This window comes from Halorubrum sp. SP3 (genome assembly GCF_005435195.1).
In the GTDB taxonomy this organism is placed as follows: Archaea; Halobacteriota; Halobacteria; order Halobacteriales; family Haloferacaceae; genus Halorubrum; species Halorubrum sodomense.
Genome location: NZ_SGTU01000007.1, coordinates 108,868 through 131,045 on the forward strand (window position 1 = coordinate 108,868; position 22,178 = coordinate 131,045).

A 22,178-nucleotide genomic window follows, 5' to 3' on the forward strand; every position below is an offset into this window, starting at 1 on the left:
GGTTCTCACCGCTCATCTGCCACCCCAGTCGGTCCGGTTACTCGCGGGGTCCGCCTCGTCGTCGGCTTCCGCCCCGTCGTCGGCTTCCGCCCCGTCGCCGGCTTCCGTCTCGTCGTCGACCTCCGATCCCCCGTCGTCCGGAAGCCCGCCCGTCAACACCCCGTCGGTGAGGTCGACGACGCGGTCGGCGTACTCCTCGACGAGCGGGTCGTGCGTGACCGCGACGACGGCGACGCCCTCGGCCTTGACGCGCTCGAACTCCGCGAGGATCGACTTCCCCGTGTCGGTGTCGAGGTTCCCCGTCGGCTCGTCCGCGAGCAGCACGGCGGGTTCGTTGATCAGCGCACGGGCGATGGCGACGCGCTGCTTTTGACCGCCGGAGAGCTCGCTCGGCTCGTGGCCGAGCCGGTCGCCCAGCCCGAACCGGGAGAGCAGGTCGGCGGCTCGATCGCTCGCGTCGCCGGGGTCGAACGCGGTCGGCATCGCGACGTTCTCGACGGCGGTCAGCGTCGGCAGCAGGTGGAAGTCCTGAAAGACGAAGCCGATCGACTCCTTGCGCGCCAGCGTGCGCTCGGCCACCGAGAGGCTCGTGACGTCGGTGCCGTCGAGGAGTCGCCGTCCCGCGGTCGGGTCGTCGAGCAGCCCGAGGACGTTCAACAGCGTCGACTTCCCGGAGCCGCTGGGGCCGACGACCGCGACGAACTCGCCGGGCCTGACCGCGAAGTCGACGTCGTCGAGCGCGACGACCGGTTCGCCGCCCCCGCTCGGGTACCGCTTGACCACGCCCCGGAGCGCGACGCCGTAGTCGTCGCGCACGGGGGCGTCGCGGGCGGCACGATCGTTCTGGGGAACGTCGACACGATCGTTCGGGGAAGCGTCGGCGTCGCTCGTCCGTCCGTCCGCGGAGTCCCCGCTCACGGCGCCGACCCGTCTCGTCGTCCCGTCGAGCCGCCGATACGTCCGCTCCTGACCGCGGCGCCGACAGCGCCGGCGAGACCGACGAGCGCGAGACCGCCCGCGACGGCGCCCGCGGATCCCACGCCGCCGACGCCGATCCGGCCGAGCGCGCCGCCGGTATCGGTCTCGTCGGCCGGCTCCGGCGCCGCTACCGGCAGGGTCTCCGTGTACCGGACGCCGCGCTCGGTGTAGGTGACGCGGATCGGGATCTCCTCGGCCACCGAGGCGTTCACCGTCGGTTCGAGCTCGAAGCCGACGAAGTCGCCGGCGCCGAGCGTCCCGACGAAGTACTCGCCGCCGGCTGGAGTCGGCTCGACGCCGGGCGCGTCGCCGACCGAGACGACCGCCCCCGTCATCTCCCCGCTGCCCGCGTTACCGAGGTTGGCGTCGACGACGACCGCGCCGTCCTCCCCATCGCGGACCGTCGCGTCGGTCACGGTCGGCGTCGCCTCGCGGACCGGGTACGTCACCGTCGACACCGCGGTGCGGTCGGCCCCGCGGTCGTCGCGCGCGTCGGTGTCGGCGCGGAAGGTCGCGGTGACCGTCACTTCCGAGCGCCGGTCGAGCGGCCCGAGGTCGACGATCACCTGCCGCTCCTCGCCGGGCGCCACGTCCCCGACGACGAACGGGCCGGCGGAGACGGTCTCGTCACCCTCGCCTCCGGCGCCGGCGTCGCCCGGGGTGCCGGTTCCGCCGCCGTCGACCGCGGTCCCGACGGCGCGGAGGCTGACGCGATCGGCGGTCGTCGTGCCCGTGTTGACCACGGTCACCTCGACGGGCGAGTCGGGGACCGGCGGCGACGCCTCGCCCTGCCGCCCGTCGGTGCTCGCGTCGAGGCCGCCGCCACCGCCGAAGATGCCCTGGATGCCGCCGACGCCGAGGTCGGCGGCCGCGCCCTGGCTCCCGTCGTCGCTCCGGAGGTCCTCGGGGTCGAGCGCGCGGGTCCGGAGGTCGAGCGCCACCTCGATCGGCCGCACCTCGATCACGGTGGCGCGGGTGACGGTGACGAACTCGCCGCTGGTCGACTGGTTCGCGACGGCCTCGACGGTGAGCCGCTTCTCACCCGGCTCCGCGAACGTCGTCCAGAGCGTCGCGTCGAGCGAGTCGCCGGCGGAGAGGGCGCCGACGCCCGAGACGCTGTCGAGCACGTCTCCGTCGGCGTCGCGGACGCGCACCGCGGTGACGTTCGCCGCCGCGTCGCTTCCCCCGGAGTTCGAGACGGTGACGTTCAGCGCCGTCCGCTCGCCGGCGGTCGGAGGGTTCGGGGACACGTCGATCTCCCCGACGGTGATCCGCGCGTCCGGTACCGCCGCCGCCCCGCCGACCGCGAACGCCCCGCCGACGGCCGACAGGATCGTCAGCGCGGCCAACAGCGCGGCTGTGGTTCGTGTGAGCGTCAATGTCATGCGCGTTACGCGACGTGCGTGGATATATCCGTCGCCGGCGGAACCGGGGGCCGCGTCGCCGCTTAGCGACGGACGCGAGGTGATTCTCCGGAAGGACCGTTCCGGCGACCGGCGGGCCGCCGGACCCGGGGTTGCGGAGGCTCCGAGACGTACCGGTTACGGATGCTTTTTCAACGCCGCGGCGTAAGGAGCGGTAATGAGCGAGCGCGACACCGCGCGAGCGGGTGATCGACGATGATGGGGAACAACGACCAGCAGGCGTACGACCGCGGCACGTCGCTGTTCTCGCCGGACGGTCGAATCTACCAGGTGGAGTACGCCCGGGAGGCGGTCTCTCGCGGCGCGCCGAGCGTCGGCGTCCGGACGACCGACGGCGTCGTCTTCGTCGCGATGTCCCGCCCCTCCTCGTCGCTGATGGAGGCCGAGAGCATCGAGAAGCTCCACAAGCTCGACGACCACGTCGGCACCGCGAGCGCGGGCCACGTCGCCGACGCCCGCCAGCTGATCGACCTCGCACGCCGCCAGTCGCAGGGGAACCGCCTCCGATACGGCGAGCCCGTCGGCGTCGAGACGCTGACGAAGTTCGTCACCGACCACATCCAGGAGAACACTCAGCGCGGCGGTACCCGGCCGTACGGCGCCGCCCTCCTCATCGGCGGCATCGACGACGGCGAGCCGCGCCTGTTCGCCGCCGACCCCTCGGGCACCCCCAACGAGTGGAAGGCGACCGTCATCGGCGGCGGCCGCCAGGAGATCCAAGGCCACCTCGAGGAGGAGTGGAGCGACGACCTCTCGCTCGAGGCCGGCATCGAACTCGCCGTCGCGGCGCTGGCCGCCCACGACGACGAGTTCGAGCCCTCGGACCTCGCGGTCGCGACCGTGACGGAGGCCGACGGCTTCCGGACGGTCCCGGTCGAGGAGGTCGAGGCCGCGTTCGAGGCGGCGGGTCTCGACGCCGACGACGACGAAGCGGACGCCGACGACGCTGACGCCGACGACGCTGACGCCGACGAGGAGTAGCGACCCCGTTTCGGCCCGGCTTCCGTCGACGGCGTCGCGGTCGACGACCGTCCGCCCGGCCGAATCCGTGGAATTGTGCTTTTTACACACAACACTTTTATCGACGGAGAGCCTCTTTTCTCGCGTAAAATGCCCGATTCGATGTCCGAACAGCTCCAGCGGGACATGGAGTGCGAGGGGTTACTCGAGTGTTTCCACGGCCTGAAGCAGTTGGACAAGGACTGCTACCGGACGCTGGTCTCGGCGGAGGAGTCGCTCACGATAGACGAGGTCGCCGAGCGCGTCGACCGCGAGCGCTCGACCGCCTACCGCGCGGTCCAACGGCTCCTGAAGGCCGGCTTCATCCAGAAAGAGCAGATCAACTACGAGCAGGGCGGGTACTATCACGTGTACAGTCCGACGGACCCGTCGCAGATCGCCGACGACATGCAGCGCATGCTCAACGACTGGTACGCGAAGATGGGCCGGCTCATCGGAGAGTTCGAGGAGAAGTACGACCGCCCCGAGCGCGCCGCCCCCGAGAGCTGATCCGAAACGCGAGCCGACACCGTCGCCACTCGACGAGCGCGACACGGACGAGCCGAGATCGGATCTCGTCGGCGTTCGATTCGTATTGTGCCGAGTTCCCAATCGGGCGACTCTGCGATCGCTTCCGCGAGGACCCGCCGCGGGGATTTTTGCTCTCGGGGCGCGGAGCGGGAGCCGATGACACGAGAAGTCGTCTCACATCGCGACGGCCACGTGTACGAGTTCGGTCCGGAGATGGATCCCGTCTACGAGGCCGCCGACGGCGAGTCGCTGACGATCGAGACGGTCGATAGCCTGAACGGCGAGATTCGAGAGGAAGGCGACCTGCTCGACGCGATCCCGGAAGAGGTAAACGCCGCCACCGGTCCGATCGCCGTCGCGGGCGCGAGCCCCGGCGACGTCCTCGCGGTGGAGATCGAGGACGTGCGCGTCGCCGAAGACCGCGGCCGCGTGCTCACCGCGCCCGGGTTCGGCCTCCTTCAGGACGACCCCGATATCGACCACCCCGCGACGCGGATCACCGAGGTCGAGGGCGGCGGAGCCGACGGCAGCGGCGGCGACGCGGCGGGCACGATCGACTTCGAGGGGATCGACGTCCCGATCGAGCCCGTGATCGGGACGATCGGCGTGGCAACGGACGAGGAGACGGTCTCGACGCTTACGCCCGACGACCACGGGGGAAACCTCGACACGACCGACGTGACCGGCGGGACGACCGTCTACTTCCCGGTCTTTCAGTCGGGCGCGATGCTGGCGATGGGCGACGCGAAGGCCGCGATGGCCGACGGCGAGATGTGCGGGACCGGCGCCGAGATAGCCACCGAGATCGACGTGACGCTCTCGGTGATCGAGGATCCGGCCGTCTCGCCGGACCGGCCCCTCCTCGACACCGGCGACGCGGTGAAGACGCTCGCGAGCGCCGAGACGATGGAGGAGGCGGTCGAGCTGGCGAACGGCGACATGCTGGACCTACTGACGCACCACCACGGCTTCTCGCGCACCGAGGCGTACCTCTTTTCGAGCCTCGTCGGCGGCCTGGAGATCAGCCAGGTGGTCGACCCGCAGGTGACCGCGCGCAACGCGGTGCCGAGCGACCACCTCTCGCTACCGTTCTGACCGGCGAGGCCGGGAGACGGTAGCGCCGCTGGTCCCGGGTCGAACTCAGCGGTCCGAGCGCTCGGCGAACCGACGGGCGGCGTCGCTCAGCCCGGCGTCGGTCGGCGTCTCGGTGCCGTCGGCTTCGTCGGTCTCACCGGCCTCGACGTCCGTCGCGGTTCCGTCGCGGTCGGCGGGGGCTTCCTCGTCGCCGGTGACCGCGCCGTCGGCGTCAGCGAAGGTGGCCCCGTCGCCGTCCCCGGTGACCTCCACGTCGTCGACTTCGGACGGGTCGGCGTCCGCCGGGTAGCTCAGTTCGGCGGGCGGGACGAAGACGCTCTCGACGGCGCGGACGATCTCGTCGACCTGCGCCTCGTCGAGCCGGTCGGCGTACGCCTCGCGGACGAGGTCCGGGACCGCGTAGGCGTAGTGGCCGCGACCGGCGTGGCGGATGAGTCCCGCGCGCCGGACGGGTCGGTGACGGCTGTAGGCGTGGCCGGAGTCGCCGTCGCCGCCGGCGTCGATGTGGGCCGCGACGGGGTCGCTGGCGCCCTCGCGGCGGTAGTGGCGGAGCATCCCGCGCGAGAGCTCCGGGAGCGCCTCGATGCGCGAGCGGAGCTCCTCGATCACCGCCTCCCGAGTTCCGAGCTCGATCGCGTCGTCGAACCGGAGCGCGCTCTCGGCCACGTCGTCGCGGGTGACGGGGTTGACGTCGTCCGGCGGGCCCGCCTCCCCCTCGGTCGCGGGATCGGCGCTCGGAGCGTCCGCAGCGTTGGCGTCCGCGGTGTCCGCGGTGTCCGCGCCCGCGGCGTCGGCGTCCGCGTCGATCTCGTCGCCGCCGTCGGCGGCCGAGGCGTCCGGTTCGGTCGCGGTTCCGGAGTCCGCTTCGCCCGCGTTCCCCTCGGTCGCTTCGGTCGCGGCGACCGCCTCGTCGTACGACTTGAGAACGGACTGGTCGGCGGCGTCGTCGGCGTCGCGGGCGGCGTCGGGTCGCTCGGCGCCCGTCGAGGAGGGCCCGCCGCCGCTGCGGTAGGGCGCCTCGGCCTTGCCGAGGAGCGCCTGCGCGAACTGGTCGGCCATGTTGCTCAGGTCCTTCGCCTCCTCCAGCTCGCGTTCGAGGTCGGCGATCCGCTGGTCTTTCCTCTCTAACTCCTGTCTGAGGTCGGCGATCTCGGACTCGCGACGCTCCTCCTCGTCGGAGATGGACTGGAGCTCGCCCACGAGGTCGCTGGAAACCGACTTCAGCTCGGGGCGCTCGAAGTCGTCGAGCCCGGGCGTCGCGCCCGCGTCGAACGTCTCCTTACGGTGGAACTGGATCCGGCGGATCGACTCGTCCCAGTCGGTCATCAGGAACGCCTCGCCGTCGCCAAGGTCCTCGACCGCGCTCGCGTACTTCGAGCCGAGGATGCGCCCCACCACCTTCGTGTCGTTGTCCCAGGTGAGCCGGTGCCAGCAGAGCCAGTCGCACTGGGTGATGAAGTCCTTCTTGACGTCCGCGGGGCGCTGGCTGATCCCGACGATGCCGAGCCCGTGTTTCCGGCCGCGCTTGCCCACCTTGATCAGCATCTTCCCCGTCTCGTCCATCCCGCCGCCCTCCGGGATGTACTCGTGGCACTCCTCGATGACGAGGAGGAACGGCTTCTTCATCCGCTTCTCCTTCGCGAACAGCTGCTTGACGACCTCTAAGAGCAGCTCGTTCGCCGTCTCCTCTTCGAGGTAGCCGGAGACGTCCAAGATGATCGGGACGTTCTGCTCTAAGGCGAGGTTCGCGAGCTTCTCCGCGTGTTCGGGAGAGACGACGATGTCGCACTCCTCGTCGGCGCCGGCGTGGAGGATCTCGTACTCCTCTTTTAAACCATAATATTCACCGTCTGTATCCACGATGAGAACCGGAAATCCGCTGTCGAGCAGGTTCTCGATGACGACGGACGCGGTGTTGCTCTTCCCGGACCCGCTTTTTCCCGTGATAAACGATCGGCCGGTGAGCACGTCGACGACCGGGAGCTCGACCGGGGAGCCGGGGTCCGCCGTCGCGTCGCCGCCGATCCCCTCGCTGGCGTCCGCGACGTGGATCGTCTCCTCCTCGCTCATACCCGTGAGAGGTGGCGCCCGCCCCATAAACTATCGCCTCGCTCGGCGGTCGGTCGTGCCGGGCGCGAGCCGACCCCGCCGCCGGTCTTCGCAAAACGTATGCCGCCGCCGGGAGTCTGACCGCGCATGGACACCGAGAACACCCTCCTCAACGCGGTGGTCGGCGCGATCGCGTCGGCCGTCCTCTCGTTCACCGGCGTCTCACCCCTCCTCGGCGGCGCGGTCGCCGGGTACTTGAACGGCGACGACGGGCTCCGAGTCGGCGCGCTCTCCGGCGCGATCGCCGCGATCCCGATCGTCGGGCTGCTGCTGCTCGCGCTGGTGATCCTTCCGTTCCTGGGCGTCTTCGGGTTCCCGCTCGAAGTCGGCCTCGCGACCGGGGGGATCGTCGTCGTCGCGGCTCTCATCGTGTTGGGCGGCGTCGCCTACTCCGTGGTACTGAGCGCGCTCGGCGGGCTGCTGGGCGCGTACGTGAAAAGCGAGCTGTAGGTCGATCGCTGGTACTTATAAATATTGGTTGCGGATCGGCGGAGAACGGCTTCAAAGCCCCAGTCGCTTACTTATAAACAACCGACAGTAGATCCGCGGCGGACACCTCCAAAGCCCCAGCCGCGAGGGCGCAGTACGCTCGTTGTGCTCCTCGGTCGCTCACTTCGTTCGCTCCCTGCGGTGCTTACGTCGCCTACTGCGCCCTCGCGGCTGCCCCTTTGAGTCCCGCCCCGCACCGCACAGCGCCTCACGCCTCCCCAGCCTCGTCAGTCGCCCTCGCTCCGCTTCGGGCGACTGACTCCCTCGCGCGGTGCCGTTCGCGGCCGCCGATGGCGGCCGCTCACGGGCACGCGCCACCGCACTGTTCATTTATAAATGACGTGTGAAATCGGCCTGCGACCCGGCCACGAAACGCCTCAGTGCTCGCCGCCGGTGCCGCGCCGGTCGGAGTCGAGGTCGATGTCGAGGTCGTCGAGCAGTTCCTCGGCCTCCTCGCGCTTCTCTTGGTGGTCTTCGAGGAACTCGCGCATGAGCTCCGCGGCCTGCTCCTTACAGCCGCCACAGAGGCGCTCGCCGTTGACGCACTCGGAGTAGACGGTCTTGGTGAGCTCGTCGTCGTCGCCCGCGAGCAGGTAGGCGTACAGCTCGTAGACGGGGCACTCGTCGGCCTCGCCGCCGAGTTCCCGCTGCTTCTCGGCGGTGTCGCGGCCCCCCGTTGTGGCGGCCTTCACCTTGTCGTAGCCGTCCTCCGGGTCGTCGAGCAGGGAGATATGGCTGGCGGGGATAGAGGAGGACATCTTCCCGCCGGTGAGCCCGGTCATGAACCGGTGGTAGATCGAGGATGGCTGCCGGAAGCCGAACCCGTCGTGGTCGATCTCGACCTCCCGGGCGATCGACTCGGCCTCGTCGCGAGCGAGGTCGAACGCGTCGACGTGGCCCTCGAAGACGCGCTTCTCGCCGTCGACCGCCTCGATCAGCGCCTCGAACGCCTCGTCGGTCGCGTTGCGGTCGAAGAAGCGCACGCGGGGGCGGAGCGGCTCTTTCCCGCCGGCCCGGAGCTTGTCGAGCGCGGTCGACTTCGCGGCCGCGAGGTCGACGCTCTCGCGGTCGCTCTCCGGCGGCTCGTAGTCGACGAGCCACTCGGCGGCGTCCTCGCAGCGCACGTCGGTCTCGGCGCCGTCGGCGGCCGCGTCGCCCGCAGCGGCCGCGAGCGCGTCGTAGGCGGCCCGCACCAGCTGTCGCTCCTCATCGTCGAGCTCGAAGGAAGCGAACGCCTCGGTCACCTTGAAGTAGCGCACCCGGGTCGCCAGGTCGCGGGTGAGCCGAACGTGGGGGTCCTGATCGGGCCCGACCGGGATGACGGTGGGCTTCGGTTCGTCGACGAGCTGCGGGTAGAGGATGTCCGCGGTCTGGGTGATCACGCTCTGCATGTGAGAGACGTTCGTCTCGCCGTCGAAGCCGTAGATCGCCTCGAACTCCGAGAAGTTCGCCTTGGAGCCGAGCTCGAAGCCGAGGTCCTGTACCGCGCGGTTGTCGGACTGGCGGTACAGCTCGCCCTCCTCGGCGTCGAAGCCGAGCGCGAGCAGCGAGAGGAGGTAGTTACGGGCGTGCTCGTCGATCTCGCCCCACGACATGCCGCGCGCCGAGTGGGCCTCGAGGTCGGCGATCAGTCCGAACGCGTCGCCGCCCTGCCGTTGGTGCCAGATGATCTCGTCGAACACGAGCTTGTGACCGATGTGCGGGTCGCCGGTGGGCATGAATCCCGACAGCGCCGCGAACGGCTCGTCGTTCGCCATCGCCTCCGCGACCGCGTCGTACTCGCGGTGCCCGAAGATGACGCCCCGACGCATCAGGTAATGCGGGTCCGGCACGTCGTCGGCGACCTCGTCGAACGCCTCGATGCCGAACTCCGCGAAGAGGTCCGCGTAGTCCCCGACCGACGCCGAGCCCCACGGGTCGAGCGCGACGTCCTCGGCCGGCTCGTCCGCGCGCTCGGTCCCGCCGTCGGTCCGGAGAGGCGTCGACGGCCCGCGGGCGCCGGCGGACTCGCGTCCGTCGCCGCCCGTCGCCGTCCCCTCTGGGGTGTCCTCGTCCATACCACCCCTCCCGTCGGTCGACGCAAAAACCGTTCGCTTGCGCGGGAGCGATTGCCACGGCGCGGCGACTCGGGGCGTCTCCGCGGGCCGCGTCACTCCGCGAGCGCGACCAGCCGCGTCGCGGTCGCCTTCCACCGGATCGAGACCGGGTCGTCGGGGGCGAGATCGAGCCGGTCGACGCTCTCCGCGGTGATCAGCGCGACGACTTCGGTGTCGGGGTCGGGCGCGTCGTCCGAGCCCTCCGCCGCCCCGACCGCGATCCGTACCGTCGACACCGTCTCGCCGGGATCGATACGCGAGACTCGCCCGTCGAGGCGGTTCCGCGCGCTCGTCGCGTCCGGGTCGACCGCGGTGGCCGCGTCGTTGACGGTGACCGCGTCGGCGCCGATCCGGACCTGAACCGCGTCGCCGGCGGCTATCCCGCCGCTCCCGCCGCTCTCGGCGCCTCCGTCCGCGCCGTCCCCGTCCCCGCCGTGGAGTCCGGACAGCTCTCCGACGGCGGTGTCGACGACCGCGAGTTCGCCGTCGACGGCCGTAACGGTACCGTCGAGGACCGTCTCCGGCACCGCCGCGGTCGCCGCGAGGACCGCCTGGAGCCGGTCGTAGCGGTCGAGCAGGGACCGGCCCGACGCGGCGAGCCGGCTTCCGCCGCCGCCCTCGCCGCCCCGCCGACGCTCGACGAGGGTCCCGTAGGCGCCCTCCAGCGTCTCGATCCGGGAGAGGGCGCGGGAGCGGGAACGACCGAGGTCCGAGGCCGCGCCGGCGACCGACCCCGTCGCGTCGACCGCGCGCAGCAGGGCGGCGTCGCGGTCGTCGAACTCGACGCCGCCCTCGACGAGCGCGGCGCGGCCGCGCCCCGTCGCCGCGTCCGGACCGGCTTCGGTCGGCTCTCTCATGTGCCGAGGTTGCGGTCGGCCCGTATTGGCGCTTTCGGCCGCCCGCGCGCCGTCGCTTAGCCGCGGCACGGAACTTATATGTGGCATCGACCTATCGTTGTCTCTATGCTGATACAACGAAGGCGGTTCGTGGCGGCGCTGGGTGCCGGAGCGATCGCGAGCACGGCCGGCTGCTCGTCGACGGACGGCGGTGACGGGGGGAACGGAAGCGGGAGCGGCGGCGAGTCGATCGGCGTCGCCGGCGAGACGCTGACGCTCACGACGACGACCAGCACCTACGACACGGGACTGCTCGACGCGATCCACACGGACTTTCAAGAGATGTACGGCGTGACCGTCGACGCGGTCGCACAGGGAACGGGTGCGGCCCTCGAGACGGCGCGCAACGGCGATTCCGACGTGGTGATGGTCCACGCCCGCGGACTCGAAGACGAGTTCATGCGGAACGGGTACGGGATCAACCGCCGCGACCTGATGTTCAACGACTTCGTGATCGTCGGGCCCGAGAGCGATCCGGCGGGGATCCGGGGGATGAGCTCCGCGACGGACGCGCTCACCGCCATCGCCGAGGCGCAGGCGACGTTCGTCTCGCGGGGCGACAACTCCGGCACGCACACGAAGGAGCTGAACCTCTGGGAGGCGGCCGGCACGGAGCCGGGCGGCGACTGGTACCAGGAGACCGGCACGGGGATGGGCGAGGCGCTCAACATCGCGAACCAACAGGGCGCGTACACCATCTCGGACCGCGGCACCTTCATCTCGCAGCGCTCCGAGATCGACCTCACGATCCTCGTTCAGGGACCGATCGAGGGCGGCCCGGAGATCCTCGCGAACCCGTACGGGGTCATGGCGGTCAACCCCGGCGTCCACGAGAACGCCAACTACGACCTCGCGATGGCGTATATCGGCTGGATCACCAGTCCCGCCGTCCAGAACGCCATCTCGGAGTACCGAGTGAACGGCGAGCAGCTGTTCTTCCCGCGGGCGGTCTCCGAGGATCCGGACTTCCAGCAGTACGTTCCGGAAGGCTGGAGTAGCGAGGGCGACGACGCGTAGCCGTGCCGGTCGAGTCGACGGTCCCGCTGATCCCGGCGCTGCTCGGCGTCTCGTTCAGGGACGGCTACGTCGGGAGCATCGTCGTCGTCTCGCTGTACGTGAGCCTCTCCGCGGTGGCGCTGAGCACGCTCGTGAGCGTGCCGGCCGCCGTCGCGATCGGGCTCACGGAGTTCCCGGGAAAGGGGTTCGTGAAGTCGGTCGTCAACACCGGGATGGGGTTCCCCAGCGTGGTCGTCGGGCTAGTCGTGCTGTTCGCGGTCTCCAACCAGGGACCGCTCGGCACGTTCGACCTCATCTTCACCCGCGAGGCGATGATCATGTCGCAGTTCGTCCTCGCGACGCCGCCGATCACCGCGATCAGCCTCGCGGCCGTGAGCGGCGTCGACGACGGGGTCCGTGACGCGGCTCGCGTCCTCGGCGGGACGCGAATCGACGTGGCGCTGGTCGTGATCAAGGAGGCCCGGTACGGGATCGCGACCGCGGTGCTCGCCGGGTTCGGCCGCGCGATTAGCGAGGTCGGCTCCGTCCTCATCGTCGGCGGGAACATCACGAGCGCGAGCGGCATCTCGAAGACGCGCACGCTGACCACCGCGATCCAGCTCGAAGCGCGACAGGGGCAGTACGAGACCGCCATGGTGCTGGGCGTCGTGCTGGTCGCGCTCGTGTTGACCGTCAACGCCGTCGTCGTCCGCTTCGGTGACCGCGGGGTGGCGGGCTGATGTGTCGCGGGGTGGTGAGCTGATGTGTCGCGGGGTGGTGAGCTGATGTGTCGCGGGGTGGTGAGCTGATGCGCCCGGAGGTGACGGACTAATGCTCCGCGCGACGGACGTGTCGCAGTCGTACGGCGACGAGACCGTGTTCCGCGACCTCTCGCTCGACGTCGACGCCGGCGAAGTCGTCGGGATCATCGGCCCCTCGGGCGTCGGGAAGACCACGCTGCTCCGGACGCTCGCCCTGTCTCTGGAGCCGGACGAGGGGACCGTGACGCTCGACCGGACCGACGCGTGGGCGGTCGACGAGGCCGAGCGGCTCGCGCTGCGCCGCCGCGTCGGGATGGTGTTCCAGGAGGCGAGCCTCTTCGACGGGACGGTCGCCCGCAACGTCGAGTACGGGCTCCGCGTCCGGCGCTCGTGGGGCGACCGGATCGCCTCGATGCTCCGACTGAACGGCGCCGCCGACGCGGTCCAAGAGTCCCTGGAGGTCGTGGGGCTGGCCGACAAGACCGATCAGCCCGCCGACTCGCTGTCGGGGGGCGAGGCTCAGCGCGTGTCGTTCGCCCGCGCGCTGGCGTACGACCCCGACGCCCTGCTCCTCGACGAGCCCACCTCGGACCTCGACCCGCGGAACACCGCCGTCATCGAGGGGGCGATCGGAGAGGCGAGAGACAGGGGCATCGGCGTCGTCGTGGCGACCCACGACATGCACCAGGCCGAGCGGGTCGCGGACCGCGTCGCGGTGCTGCTCGACGACGGGATCACGGAGATGGGGGCGACGGAGAAGATCTTCGAGGACCCCGAAGACGAGCGCACCCGGAAGTTCATCTCGGGCGAGCTGGTGTACTAATAAGTACCGAGGGGTGACGGGAACCGAGTCGGATCCGGCGATCCGAGATAGGTGATCGACGACGCCGCGGTGAATACCTCCAGAGCCACGGTCGTTTACTTATAAATAATCGACAGTAGATCGACCGTGACCACCGCCAAAGCCCCAGTCGCGAGCAGGCCGTACGCTCGCTGTGCTCCTCGCTCAGTCACCCCGTTCCTTCGCTGCGGTGCTTGCGTCGCCTACGGTCTGCTCGCGACTACCCCTTTGAGTCCCGCCCCGCACAGCACCGCCCCGCACCTCACACCTCCCCAGCCTCGTCGCGGCCGCTTAAAAACGGCCGCGACTCCCTCGCGCGTGCTCCTCGCGGCCTCCGCTTCGCTCCGGCCGCTCGCAGGCACGCAGGGAGGCGCGACGCGCCTCTTACAGCCGGCGGCAGAGCCGCCGGCGACGCCACCGCACCGCTTGTCTATAAGTAATCGACGTCGTCGACTCAGACGTCGAACGCGAGTTCGACCGCGTCGCCCCCGTCGGCGTCCCCCGAGTCGACTGCGTTCTCGTCGGCCGCGAACCCCGCGTGGAGGTGGTCGTAGGTGCGCTCTATCGCCTCCACGATCACCTTCGTGTCGCCGGTGACGGGCATGAAGTTCGTGTCGCCGCTCCACCGCGGGACGACGTGCGTGTGGAGGTGATCGATCGAGCCGCCGGCGGCGTCGCCGCCGAGGTTCTGGCCGGTGTTGACGCCGTCCGGGTCCAGGTCGCGGCGCAGCGCGGCGAGCGTCGCCGCCTTCAGCTTCGCGTGGTCGAGCAGGGTGGCGTCGTCGAGGTCGGTCGGATCCTCGACGTGTGCGTCCGGGACCACCATCGCGTGACCGGGGTTGTACGGCGCGTTGTTCAAGAGGACGTAGTTGCGCTCGCTGCGGGCGACGATCCGGGCCTCGCGGGCGTCCTCGCGCTCGGGCAGGACACAGAACGGGCAGCCGTCGATCGGGTCGGCGTCGCGCTCGACCCACTCGATCCGCCACGGCGCGAAGATCCGATCCATCAGTCGTCGAAGCCGTGGATGCCCGCGGTCGTCACCTCGACGCCGTCCTCGGTGACCAGCAGGGTGTGTTCCGCCTGGCTCACCAAGGCGTCGTCGTCCTCCTTCAGCACGGGGTACCCCTTGATCGCGTTCGCCTGTTTCAGGCGACGGAGCGCCATCTCCGCGCGGTCGGTCTCCAGCCACCGCGCCGCGAACGGGAGGTCGTCGAACCCCTCGATCTCCTCGAGCGCCTGTCGCGCCCGCCGGTCGCGCACGCTCGCTGAGCCCTGCTGTTCGAAGATCTCCTCGTCGGTCCCCTCGCCGACCTTCCCGCGGCCGTCGGTGGCGAACGGCTCGATCGCGACCGCCTGCCCGGGCTCCAGCTCAACGGAGCGGTCGACCCCCCGGTTCGGCACCGTGGGGCCGGTGTGGGCGTCGTAGCGCTCGACGCCGTGGCCGGAGAGGTTGAGGACGGGCGTGTAGCCGTACCCGCGGATCACGTCCTCGATCGCCCGCCCGACGACGCCGACCTCGACGCCCGGGGCGGCCTCGTCGAGCGCGGCCTCCAGCGCCATCTCGGCGGCCTCGACGAGCTCCGGGGTCCCGCTGTGGTCGACCGTCACCGCGGCGTCGGCGATGTACCCGTCGACGTGGACGCCCACGTCGAGACACACCATCTCCCGGCCGAACTCCGTCTCGTCGTCGCGGCCGGGCGTCGCGTGCGACGCCTCCGGGTCGACGCTGACGTTCACCGGGAAGGCGAGGCCGGCCCCCTGCTCGCGAACGAAGTCCTCCGTCCACTCCGCGACCTCGAGGTGGGTCCGTCCCGGTTCGACCATCTCGCGCGCCTCGTTCATCGCCTCGACCAACACCGCGCCGGCCTCGCGGTAGCTCTCGACCGCGCCCTCGTCTAGGGGTCCGTGACTCATAGACCCGGATTCGACGAGCGCGCGCAAAGAGGTTGCGGAGGGCGGTCGACCGCACCTCCGATCAGGCGGGCGTGATCTCGACGTACCACTCGTCGTCGGCCGGGTTCGCCGTCTCGTGGGCGAAGCCGCGCTCTTCTAACACGCCGTACAGCGGGGCCGGCTCGAAGCTGTTCACCAGACAGAGCGACTCGCCGTCGTCGAGGCCGTCGAGCGCGGCCATGATGTCGCCGAACGGTTCGCCGTCTATCTCGCGGGCGTCCAGACGCTCGTCGGCGTCGTCGAATGGGTCGGCGCTCACGTGACCGATCGCCGGGCCACGCCGGCGTATAGTTCCTCCCGAAGACGTTCGGGGACCGCGCTCGAACGCCGGGGTTCCGATCGAACATGTTCGCTCGAAGGCCTACGGGGCCGGGCCTCCTACCGTCGTATATGTCGAGTACACCCGCTGACCACGACCACGAACACGGCGCGGACCCGGTGACCGACCACGTCCACGAGAACTCGTGGTCCGCGAACCTCGAGGGGCCCGAACACGCCGAGGACCGCGACTTACTCGTCCGGCAGGCGATCGAGGCGGTCGAACACACGGCCGCGGGCAACCGCGTCAACCTCGTCACCCACGGCGACCACGGCCACCCCGAGGAGTACCTCTTCGAGGCGCTCGACGCGGAACTCGGCGGCGACGTCGACTGGGAGTACGTCGAGCAGTGCGGCTGCGGCGGGCACGTCGTGCGCGTCCACGCGTAGCCCGGTTATCCGTTTTCGCCGTTCGCTCGCGGGAGCCAGATCCGAACTATCGTCCCGGTCGGCTCGCGGGTGTCGAACTCGAGGTCGCCGCCGGACTCCGTGACGATCCAGTGGACGAGCCAGAGGCCGAGTCCGCTCGCGTGTTCGAGCGCGGTCTCGCGGGCCTCCGAGAACACCGTCTGCTCGATCGGCGGGATCCCCGGCCCGTCGTCGGCCACGTCGATCCGGAAGCGGTCGCCGTCGGCGACGACCGTCGCCTCCACGTGCGGGTCGTCGCCGTCGTTGTGGACGACGGCGTTCTCCAACACGTTCCGGACGGCCGACTCCAGCAGTTCGTCCGCCGAGACGACCGCGGAGTCGGGGACGGACACCGTCACCGTCGCCCGAGGGAACGACGACGCCAGCGAGTCGCAGAGGCGGTCGACGAGCGCGGCCAGGTCGATATCGGTCCGCCCCGCGTCGCTGTGGAGCGCGACGTCGATCTCGCGGGCCTGATCGCTGAGGTGGGTCAGCGTCTTGACCTTCCGGTCGATGATGTCGAGGTACGGGTCGCCCTCCTCGTCGACGTGGTCGCGCAGGAGGTCCGCGTACCCGCCGATGACGTTGGTGTCGTTTTTGAGATCGTGTCGAAGCACGCGGTTCAACACCTGAAGCCGCTGTTCGTACCGCCTCGTCTCCGTGACGTCGGTCGCGGTGATGACGACCTCGCTGCCGTCCGCGAACAGCCGTTCGATCACCGTCTCGAACCGTCGCCAACTGCCGTCGTCGTGGGCGATTCGGTGCGTGAGCGACTGCGGCTCGGCGTCCTCGAACGCGCGCTCGAACGCCTTTTGCGCCTCGCGCCGATCCTCCGGATGGACGAAGTCGATGACCGGGCGTCCCTCCACCTCGCTCGTTTCGTGACCGAGCAACCGCGCTATCGACGGACTCACGTATCGGAGCAGGCCGTCGTCGCCGCAGACGGCGATCACGTTCGGGGACTTCTCGATGAGCGCGCGGTAGCGCCGCTGGAGCGTCTCCCGCTCGGTGACGTCGCGGAACAGGAGGACCGTCCCGCCGCGGACCGTCCCCGGCCCGGTGATGTCGTGAACGTCGACCGTCAGGAACCGCGGCGCATCGTCCCCGGGAAGCGTCACGCGGAACTCGTCGTCCGACGCCTCGCCGGTGGCCGCCTCGGCGACCGCGGGGAGGTCGTCGAACGCCTCCTCGGCCCCGGCGCCGAGTTCGACGTCGGGGAACAGCGCCGACGCCGGGTCGTTTCGATCGACCACCCGGCCGTCGGCGTCGCAGACGACGACGGCGTCGGAGAGGTTCGCGAACACCGCGTCGCGGGCGATCGGCGAGATGTCGAGCAGCCGGTACCGGAACACGACCCACGCCAGGAGCGCCGAGGTCCCGCTGAACGCGACCGGCGTGAAGTCGACGAACCCGTTTTCCGGACCGACGACTCCCGCGGTGCCGGCCGCTCCGAGCGCCAGCGGCGCGACGCCGGCGACGAAGAGGACGGCGGCCTGCCGGCGGAACACGCCGTCCCGGGAGACCGCGGCGTAGCCGAGGACGGCGAAGGTGAACAGGTTGACCGCGTAGGTGTAGCCGACGAACGCGAGCAGCGCCGGCGTCGGCTCGTACTCGACGACGCGGTAGCCGCCGGCGTCGACGAGCGCCGGGTCGGCGTAGAACAGCGGGTCGACGCCGACCGTCCAGACGGCGACCGCGACCGCGACGGGGACGACCCAGAAGAGCGCGAAGCGGCGGCGACCGAGCCACGCGGCCCGGTCGACGTACGACAGCACGAAGGCGGGCCACGCGACCGCCAGCCCGGCGGCGCCGAGCCAGACGAATCGGTTGACGGACAGCGTGGCGCCGAGCGAGGTCGCCGACAGCTGCGCCGCGTACGCCAGCGACCAGACGCCGCCGGCGCTCGCGACGCCGACGAAGCTCCACAGGAGGGCGCGACCGCCTCGCGAGCGGTTGGCGACCCCGTACGCGGCGAATCCGAACGACGCGACGGCCGCGACGAGCAACGGGGCCGTGTACGGCGTCGGTTGCCACGTCATCGATACGGGTAGGATGCGGGTATCCGGTAAAAATGGACCGAATCGCCTAACCCGTTCGAGGGGCGTCGATCCGTATGCTCGAGCCGGGCGACTCCGCACCCGAGATCACGCTCACCGACCACCGCGGCGAGACGATCACCGTCGACCCGACCGCGGCCAGCCACACGGTGGTGTACTTCTACCCGCGCGCCGACACGCCCGGCTGCACCGCCGAGGCGTGTGGCTTCCGCGACGAGTGGGACGCGTTCGAGGACGCCGACGTCGCCGTCGTCGGGATCAGCGACGACCCCGTCGACGATCTCGAGCCGTTCGCCGCGGAGTACGACCTCCCCTTCACTCTGCTCTCGGACCCCGACGGAACGGTGTCGAGCGCGTACGACTCCTACGGCGAAAAGCGGATGTTCGGGAACACCTTCGACGGCGTGTTCCGGAACACGTACGTCCTCGACGGCGATGGCACGGTCGTCCTCGCGTACGAGGGAGCCTCTCCGGAGGACCACGCCGTCGAGATACTCGACGACGTCCGCGCGCTCGACGACTGAGCGACGACCGGAACTGAGCGACGACCGACGACGGACCGACCGCCGACTGCCGCTGTCCGGTACTATTATTACCTGTCACGAAGCAGACGAAACGATGCCCTCCAAGCGAACGTTCGCGAAGCGCCTAGCGGCGCTCGTCACGGCCGGGCTGGGAGTCGGGAACCCGATCGACGCGCTGGTCGGCCGGCCGCCGCCCGACGCGACCCTCGGGGTCGAACCGGCCGCGATCGGCGGCGGACCGAGCGACGGCGGAGCGACCGACCGAGACCCGACGAGCGACCGCACCGGCGCGGGGGCCGACGCGCCGCGCTCGGCGGTCGCCGCCGGGACCTACGACCCGGCCGCGGTCGCGTCGGCCGCTGTCGACACCGTCGCGACCGGTCGGATCGATCCGGCGGTCCTGGCGGCGACCGGCCTCCCGAGCGGCGTCGGGAGCCGGGTCCGTCGACTCCTCGACCGATACGAGAGCGTCTCTCTCGGTGAGCTGCGGGAGGCGACCGGCGGCGCCGCGCTCACCGCGCACGGCCCGGAAGGGTGCGCGGTCGCCGTGGGCGACGTCGACGCGGCCGCGCTCGTCGCGGAGCTCGACGGGGACCCGGAGGTCGTTCGCGAGGCGGACGACGGTTCCGGATTCGTCCGGTTTCGGACGCGAGGCCTCGGGGCAGCCGTGGCCGTGAGGCGCGGGGAACTCGTGGGCGCGTACGGTCCGACCCCCGCCGTCGCCGCGACGCACCGCGACGCCGGAATCGACGGCGGACCGCGGCGACGAGCGGGCGCGACCGCGAGCTACGGGCCGCTCCCCTCGCTGCTCGGCGGCGACGCGACGGTGTGCGTCGACCTCGGGCCGGACGCTCGCGACCGCCTGCTGAGCCTGCTCGCCGACGGCCCCGACGAACTCCGCACCGCGGTCGACGCGGCGGGCGCGGTGGGGGCGTCGCTCCGGGTGGTCGGCGGAGAGTCCGCGGAGGGACGCGCAGACGGGGACGAAGACCCCGATGAACCGAGCGTCGCGCTGCGGTACGGCGCGGTCGCGGACCCCCGACGACTCGACAGGGAGACGGCCGAGGCGGTCGCGCGGGCCGCGCGGGAGGGCGACGCCTCGCTTTCGGACGCGACCGTCACGCGACACGGGCGGACCGTGATCGTCGACGCCGCGGCCGACGGCGACCTCTTCGCCGCTCACGCCTCGCTGTTCGGGGGGACCGTCGGCGATCCGATCGAGGTGGCCGACGCGTGAGCGACGCCGTCGACCGCGGGGGCGCCGACCCCGAGAGCAATGCGGACGTATCGAGCGGTGACCGACGCGCGGGCGAACCCACGATGACGACGCGACAACACACCACGCCACGACAGCGGTATCGAACGAGGACGAATCGATGAGCTCCGAAGACGGGCCTTCGAAGATGCCTGACGAACCGACGAACGACGCGGATGCGACGGGCGACGCGGATGCGACGGACGACGCGGATGCGACGGGCGACCGACCGACCGCCACGCGCTCGACGCCGGCGACCGACCGACCGACCGCGGCCGATCCGCCCGCGTCACCGCTCGACCGGATCGAGACCCGACACGCGGTCGGGATCGCCGCGGCGCTCGCGGTGGCCGCGGGGCTGCTCGTCGCGCCCGGCGTGTACGGCGCCGTGACCGGGCCGGACGGGACCGTCGCCGTGATCGAGATCGACGGCACCATCGACTCGGGGACGGCCCAACACGTCGAGGACAACCTGCGGGACGCCCGCACGAACGAGTCGATCGAGGCGGTCGTCCTCGAGGTCAACAGCGGGGGCGGCCTGCCCGCGCAGAGCGAGCGGATGTACGCCGCGGTCGACCGCACCGCGTCGGTGATGCCGGTGTACGCCGCCGTCGACACGCTCGGCGCGTCCGGCGCGTACCTCGCCATCTCGCCCGCCGACCGGATCTACGTCGCGCCCTCCGCCCAGGCGGTCGGCAGCGTCGGGGTCGCCGGCACCGCGCCGGCTCCGAGCGGGCCGAACGCGGGGACGACCGGCCCGGACAAGGCCGGCAGCGACCCGGACACGCAACGCGAGCGCAGACAGACGCTCGCGAACCTCTTCATCGCGAACGTGATCGAACAGCGCGGCGACGAGATCGAACTCGACCGCGAGGCGATCGCGCACGCCGACGCGTACCTCGGCACCGAGGCGGTCGCGAACGGCTTCGCAGACCGGTTCGGTTTCGTCGACGGGGCGGTCGCTGACGCCGCCGCCGAAGCGGGGCTCGACGACTACGCGGTCGACACCCGCCGCACCGAGAGCCGCATCCCCGGCGGGTTGTCGCTGCTACGGCGCGACGACGGCACGGTCGTCGTCGCCGACGGGGCGAACGACGAGCTCGGTGACGGGCTCATCCTCGCGGTCGCACCGGAGGCGTGGGACGAGACCGTCGGCGACGACATCGTGATGACGAGCTACACCGGGCGGCTGCCCGCGGCCGGCGACGCGGCGGACGCGAGGACGACGACCGGCGACGCGGCGGTCGGGGACGAAGCGACCGCGACCGGCAACAGCTCGGCCGCGGCGACCGAAAGAATCGGTGCGGCGGCCGCGGCGAACGGAGGTGACGGCGTATGAGCGTCGACCTGCGAACGACGGTCGGCGCGTTCGCGCTGGTCTTCCTCGCGGTCGTCGGCGCCGCCGCCGTCGGGGGCGTCGTCCTCGACGACGCGCCGCCCGAGACGGAGCCGGTCGCGAGCGAACACTGGCAGCTGGACGCGGTCGAACCGGAGACGGTCAGCGAGGGCGGCACGGTCGAGATGGAGAGCGACGAGCCGTCGAACACGGTCGTCGTCCACCTCGGCGGCGGAACGGCCGGGCTCGGCGGGGGCACGTCGATCCTGCCGATCGAAGACGCCGATCGGCCCGCGGAGGCGGACATCGGAACGCTCGGCGGGGTCCGACGAGGCGTCGCGCCGCTCACCGCGGCGCTCGTCGAGAGCGGCCACGAGGTCCGGTTCTACGGCGGAGTCACGAGCCGCCAGCGACTCTCGACGATACTCTCGGACGCTGACGCGTTCGTCACCACGAACCCCGGCGCGCTGTCGGGGCCCGACGCCGACGCGGTGGAGTCGTTCGTCGAGGCCGGCGGCCGGACGCTCGTGGCGAGCGATCCGGGCGGCGCCGGCGCGCTCACCGACTTCGGCTCGCCGTTCGGCGTCTACGGCGAGGCGGGCTACGTGTACGACATGGTGAACAACGACGCGAACTACCTCAGCGTGCTCGTCGAGCCGACCGGGCCGGGGGCGCTGACGGAGGGCGTCGAACGCGTCGTCCTCCGCGGCGCCGCGCCCGTCGGTGTCGCCGACGGGTCGGCGTCGCTCGCCACCGCGGAGACGTCCCGGCTGTCGACGACTCGGGAGGCCGGTTCCTACGGCGTCGCGGTCAGAAGCGACTCGCTCGCGGTGGTCGGGGACTCGAGCTTCCTCGAACCGGAGAACGCCGGTCGCGCCGACAACGGGGTCCTGATCGGCAACGTCGCGGACTTCCTCGTGACGGGCGAGAACCCCGACGTGTCGTTCGGGCCGCCGACCGGACCGGGCGGGGCAGTCCCGCCCGGCGGAGCGGTCCCGCCCGGCGGGGCGGCGCCGACGCCCGAACCGACCGATCCGTCCGGGAACGCGACCGCGTAGCGCTCCGCGGCCCCGCGGAGCGCGATGCGATCCGGTGCGGCCCGTGCGGCTCGA

Annotated in this window: 21 protein-coding genes; 12 read left to right on the forward strand and 9 right to left on the reverse strand. The window is 71.2% G+C overall.

Translation table 11 applies throughout. The features are described 5' to 3' along the window. Nucleotides 1-12 precede the first annotated feature (12 nt). Together EXE42_RS07590 and EXE42_RS07595 are read right to left on the reverse strand one after the other, a co-directional pair. A complete protein-coding gene (locus tag EXE42_RS07590; protein WP_137706254.1) occupies nt 13-816 on the reverse strand; it encodes an ABC transporter ATP-binding protein in 804 nt (267 codons plus the stop codon). 98 nt (nt 817-914) lie between these two features. Further along, nucleotides 915-2,363 (reverse strand): CARDB domain-containing protein, encoded by a 1,449-nt coding sequence (locus EXE42_RS07595; RefSeq protein WP_199240740.1) that lies wholly within the window; start codon nt 2,361-2,363, stop codon nt 915-917. Between the two features lie 234 nt (nt 2,364-2,597). On the opposite strand from EXE42_RS07595, the gene psmA reads away from it, so the two are divergent. From psmA to EXE42_RS07610, 3 genes are all read left to right on the forward strand, one after another. Next, nucleotides 2,598-3,383: an archaeal proteasome endopeptidase complex subunit alpha gene (gene psmA / locus EXE42_RS07600; protein WP_174548981.1), complete on the forward strand. Its 786-nt coding sequence runs from the start codon at nt 2,598-2,600 to the stop codon at nt 3,381-3,383. Nucleotides 3,384-3,512: 129 nt separating this feature from the next. Further along, nucleotides 3,513-3,911, forward strand: a complete 399-nt coding sequence (locus tag EXE42_RS07605) for a helix-turn-helix domain-containing protein (RefSeq protein WP_092920157.1) — start codon at nt 3,513-3,515, stop codon at nt 3,909-3,911. Nucleotides 3,912-4,088: 177 nt separating this feature from the next. Continuing rightward, the gene (locus EXE42_RS07610; RefSeq protein WP_137706237.1) at nt 4,089-5,027 is read left to right on the forward strand and encodes an acetamidase/formamidase family protein; all 939 of its coding nucleotides are present in this window, start codon (nt 4,089-4,091) and stop codon (nt 5,025-5,027) included. Nucleotides 5,028-5,072: 45 nt separating this feature from the next. Here the strand turns inward: EXE42_RS07610 and EXE42_RS07615 are convergent, their stop codons facing one another. After that, a complete protein-coding gene (locus tag EXE42_RS07615; protein WP_137706238.1) occupies nt 5,073-7,097 on the reverse strand; it encodes an ATP-binding protein in 2,025 nt (674 codons plus the stop codon). Between the two features lie 126 nt (nt 7,098-7,223). On the opposite strand from EXE42_RS07615, the gene EXE42_RS07620 reads away from it, so the two are divergent. Next, on the forward strand, nt 7,224-7,586 hold the full coding sequence (locus tag EXE42_RS07620; protein WP_092920154.1) for a DUF5518 domain-containing protein: 363 nt from the start codon (nt 7,224-7,226) through the stop codon (nt 7,584-7,586). 416 nt (nt 7,587-8,002) lie between these two features. Here EXE42_RS07620 and EXE42_RS07625 read toward each other — a convergent pair whose 3' ends face one another. Together EXE42_RS07625 and EXE42_RS07630 are read right to left on the reverse strand one after the other, a co-directional pair. After that, nucleotides 8,003-9,682, reverse strand: coding sequence for a tryptophan--tRNA ligase (locus tag EXE42_RS07625; protein ID WP_137706239.1), 1,680 nt, complete (start codon nt 9,680-9,682; stop codon nt 8,003-8,005). 92 nt (nt 9,683-9,774) lie between these two features. After that, nucleotides 9,775-10,578 (reverse strand): TOBE domain-containing protein, encoded by an 804-nt coding sequence (locus tag EXE42_RS07630; protein ID WP_137706240.1) that lies wholly within the window; start codon nt 10,576-10,578, stop codon nt 9,775-9,777. Nucleotides 10,579-10,683: 105 nt separating this feature from the next. On the opposite strand from EXE42_RS07630, the gene EXE42_RS07635 reads away from it, so the two are divergent. The 3 genes from EXE42_RS07635 (at nt 10,684) to EXE42_RS07645 (ending at nt 13,197) form a co-directional block, all read left to right on the forward strand. Next, the gene (locus EXE42_RS07635; protein ID WP_137706241.1) at nt 10,684-11,634 is read left to right on the forward strand and encodes a substrate-binding domain-containing protein; all 951 of its coding nucleotides are present in this window, start codon (nt 10,684-10,686) and stop codon (nt 11,632-11,634) included. A 2-nt stretch (nt 11,635-11,636) separates the two neighbouring features. Further along, entirely contained in the window at nt 11,637-12,353 is a 717-nt protein-coding gene (locus EXE42_RS07640; protein ID WP_092920150.1) for an ABC transporter permease, read from the forward strand. A gap of 91 nt (nt 12,354-12,444) precedes the next feature. Continuing rightward, on the forward strand, nt 12,445-13,197 hold the full coding sequence (locus EXE42_RS07645; RefSeq protein WP_137706242.1) for an amino acid ABC transporter ATP-binding protein: 753 nt from the start codon (nt 12,445-12,447) through the stop codon (nt 13,195-13,197). A 472-nt stretch (nt 13,198-13,669) separates the two neighbouring features. On the opposite strand, the gene EXE42_RS07650 is transcribed toward EXE42_RS07645, so the two are convergent. The 3 genes from EXE42_RS07650 to EXE42_RS07660 form a co-directional block, all read right to left on the reverse strand. Next, entirely contained in the window at nt 13,670-14,221 is a 552-nt protein-coding gene (locus EXE42_RS07650) for an HIT domain-containing protein (protein ID WP_137706243.1), read from the reverse strand. After that, nucleotides 14,221-15,129 (reverse strand): type II methionyl aminopeptidase, encoded by a 909-nt coding sequence (gene map, locus EXE42_RS07655; RefSeq protein WP_137706244.1) that lies wholly within the window; start codon nt 15,127-15,129, stop codon nt 14,221-14,223. Before map ends, EXE42_RS07650 begins: the two co-directional genes overlap by 1 nt. A gap of 61 nt (nt 15,130-15,190) precedes the next feature. Further along, on the reverse strand, nt 15,191-15,427 hold the full coding sequence (locus EXE42_RS07660; protein ID WP_092920146.1) for a DUF2249 domain-containing protein: 237 nt from the start codon (nt 15,425-15,427) through the stop codon (nt 15,191-15,193). Between the two features lie 131 nt (nt 15,428-15,558). Between EXE42_RS07660 and EXE42_RS07665 the strand changes: the two genes are divergently transcribed. Continuing rightward, nucleotides 15,559-15,876 (forward strand): CGCGG family rSAM-modified RiPP protein, encoded by a 318-nt coding sequence (locus EXE42_RS07665; protein WP_137693366.1) that lies wholly within the window; start codon nt 15,559-15,561, stop codon nt 15,874-15,876. Between the two features lie 5 nt (nt 15,877-15,881). Here EXE42_RS07665 and EXE42_RS07670 read toward each other — a convergent pair whose 3' ends face one another. Then, nucleotides 15,882-17,933, reverse strand: a complete 2,052-nt coding sequence (locus EXE42_RS07670; protein WP_092920144.1) for a histidine kinase N-terminal 7TM domain-containing protein — start codon at nt 17,931-17,933, stop codon at nt 15,882-15,884. Nucleotides 17,934-18,007: 74 nt separating this feature from the next. Between EXE42_RS07670 and EXE42_RS07675 the strand changes: the two genes are divergently transcribed. From EXE42_RS07675 to EXE42_RS07690, 4 genes are all read left to right on the forward strand, one after another. Next, nucleotides 18,008-18,475 carry a peroxiredoxin gene (locus tag EXE42_RS07675; RefSeq protein WP_137706245.1) on the forward strand — a complete coding sequence of 156 codons (468 nt, stop codon included), beginning with the start codon at nt 18,008-18,010 and terminating at the stop codon, nt 18,473-18,475. A 94-nt stretch (nt 18,476-18,569) separates the two neighbouring features. Further along, nucleotides 18,570-19,712 (forward strand): hypothetical protein, encoded by a 1,143-nt coding sequence (locus tag EXE42_RS07680; protein WP_137706246.1) that lies wholly within the window; start codon nt 18,570-18,572, stop codon nt 19,710-19,712. Nucleotides 19,713-19,851: 139 nt separating this feature from the next. After that, nucleotides 19,852-21,069 (forward strand): S49 family peptidase, encoded by a 1,218-nt coding sequence (locus EXE42_RS07685; protein ID WP_137706247.1) that lies wholly within the window; start codon nt 19,852-19,854, stop codon nt 21,067-21,069. Beyond that, nucleotides 21,066-22,124 carry a hypothetical protein gene (locus EXE42_RS07690; RefSeq protein ID WP_092920140.1) on the forward strand — a complete coding sequence of 353 codons (1,059 nt, stop codon included), beginning with the start codon at nt 21,066-21,068 and terminating at the stop codon, nt 22,122-22,124. The genes EXE42_RS07685 and EXE42_RS07690 overlap by 4 nt, the downstream gene beginning before the upstream one ends. The last annotated feature ends 54 nt before the right edge of the window (nt 22,125-22,178 follow it).

Coding starts and splice junctions, on each gene's coding strand:
- EXE42_RS07680 (WP_137706246.1), top strand. CDS start 18,570: ATGCCCTCCAAGCGAACGTTCGCGAAGCGCCTAGCGGCGCTCGTCACG.
- EXE42_RS07620 (WP_092920154.1), top strand. CDS start 7,224: ATGGACACCGAGAACACCCTCCTCAACGCGGTGGTCGGCGCGATCGCG.
- EXE42_RS07610 (WP_137706237.1), top strand. CDS start 4,089: ATGACACGAGAAGTCGTCTCACATCGCGACGGCCACGTGTACGAGTTC.
- EXE42_RS07670 (WP_092920144.1), bottom strand. CDS start 17,933: ATGACGTGGCAACCGACGCCGTACACGGCCCCGTTGCTCGTCGCGGCC.
- EXE42_RS07635 (WP_137706241.1), top strand. CDS start 10,684: ATGCTGATACAACGAAGGCGGTTCGTGGCGGCGCTGGGTGCCGGAGCG.
- EXE42_RS07685 (WP_137706247.1), top strand. CDS start 19,852: ATGAGCTCCGAAGACGGGCCTTCGAAGATGCCTGACGAACCGACGAAC.
- psmA (WP_174548981.1), top strand. CDS start 2,598: ATGATGGGGAACAACGACCAGCAGGCGTACGACCGCGGCACGTCGCTG.
- EXE42_RS07690 (WP_092920140.1), top strand. CDS start 21,066: ATGAGCGTCGACCTGCGAACGACGGTCGGCGCGTTCGCGCTGGTCTTC.
- EXE42_RS07645 (WP_137706242.1), top strand. CDS start 12,445: ATGCTCCGCGCGACGGACGTGTCGCAGTCGTACGGCGACGAGACCGTG.
- EXE42_RS07605 (WP_092920157.1), top strand. CDS start 3,513: ATGCCCGATTCGATGTCCGAACAGCTCCAGCGGGACATGGAGTGCGAG.
- map (WP_137706244.1), bottom strand. CDS start 15,129: ATGAGTCACGGACCCCTAGACGAGGGCGCGGTCGAGAGCTACCGCGAG.
- EXE42_RS07650 (WP_137706243.1), bottom strand. CDS start 14,221: ATGGATCGGATCTTCGCGCCGTGGCGGATCGAGTGGGTCGAGCGCGAC.
- EXE42_RS07625 (WP_137706239.1), bottom strand. CDS start 9,682: ATGGACGAGGACACCCCAGAGGGGACGGCGACGGGCGGCGACGGACGC.
- EXE42_RS07595 (WP_199240740.1), bottom strand. CDS start 2,363: ATGACATTGACGCTCACACGAACCACAGCCGCGCTGTTGGCCGCGCTG.
- EXE42_RS07665 (WP_137693366.1), top strand. CDS start 15,559: ATGTCGAGTACACCCGCTGACCACGACCACGAACACGGCGCGGACCCG.
- EXE42_RS07630 (WP_137706240.1), bottom strand. CDS start 10,578: ATGAGAGAGCCGACCGAAGCCGGTCCGGACGCGGCGACGGGGCGCGGC.
- EXE42_RS07615 (WP_137706238.1), bottom strand. CDS start 7,097: ATGAGCGAGGAGGAGACGATCCACGTCGCGGACGCCAGCGAGGGGATC.
- EXE42_RS07675 (WP_137706245.1), top strand. CDS start 18,008: ATGCTCGAGCCGGGCGACTCCGCACCCGAGATCACGCTCACCGACCAC.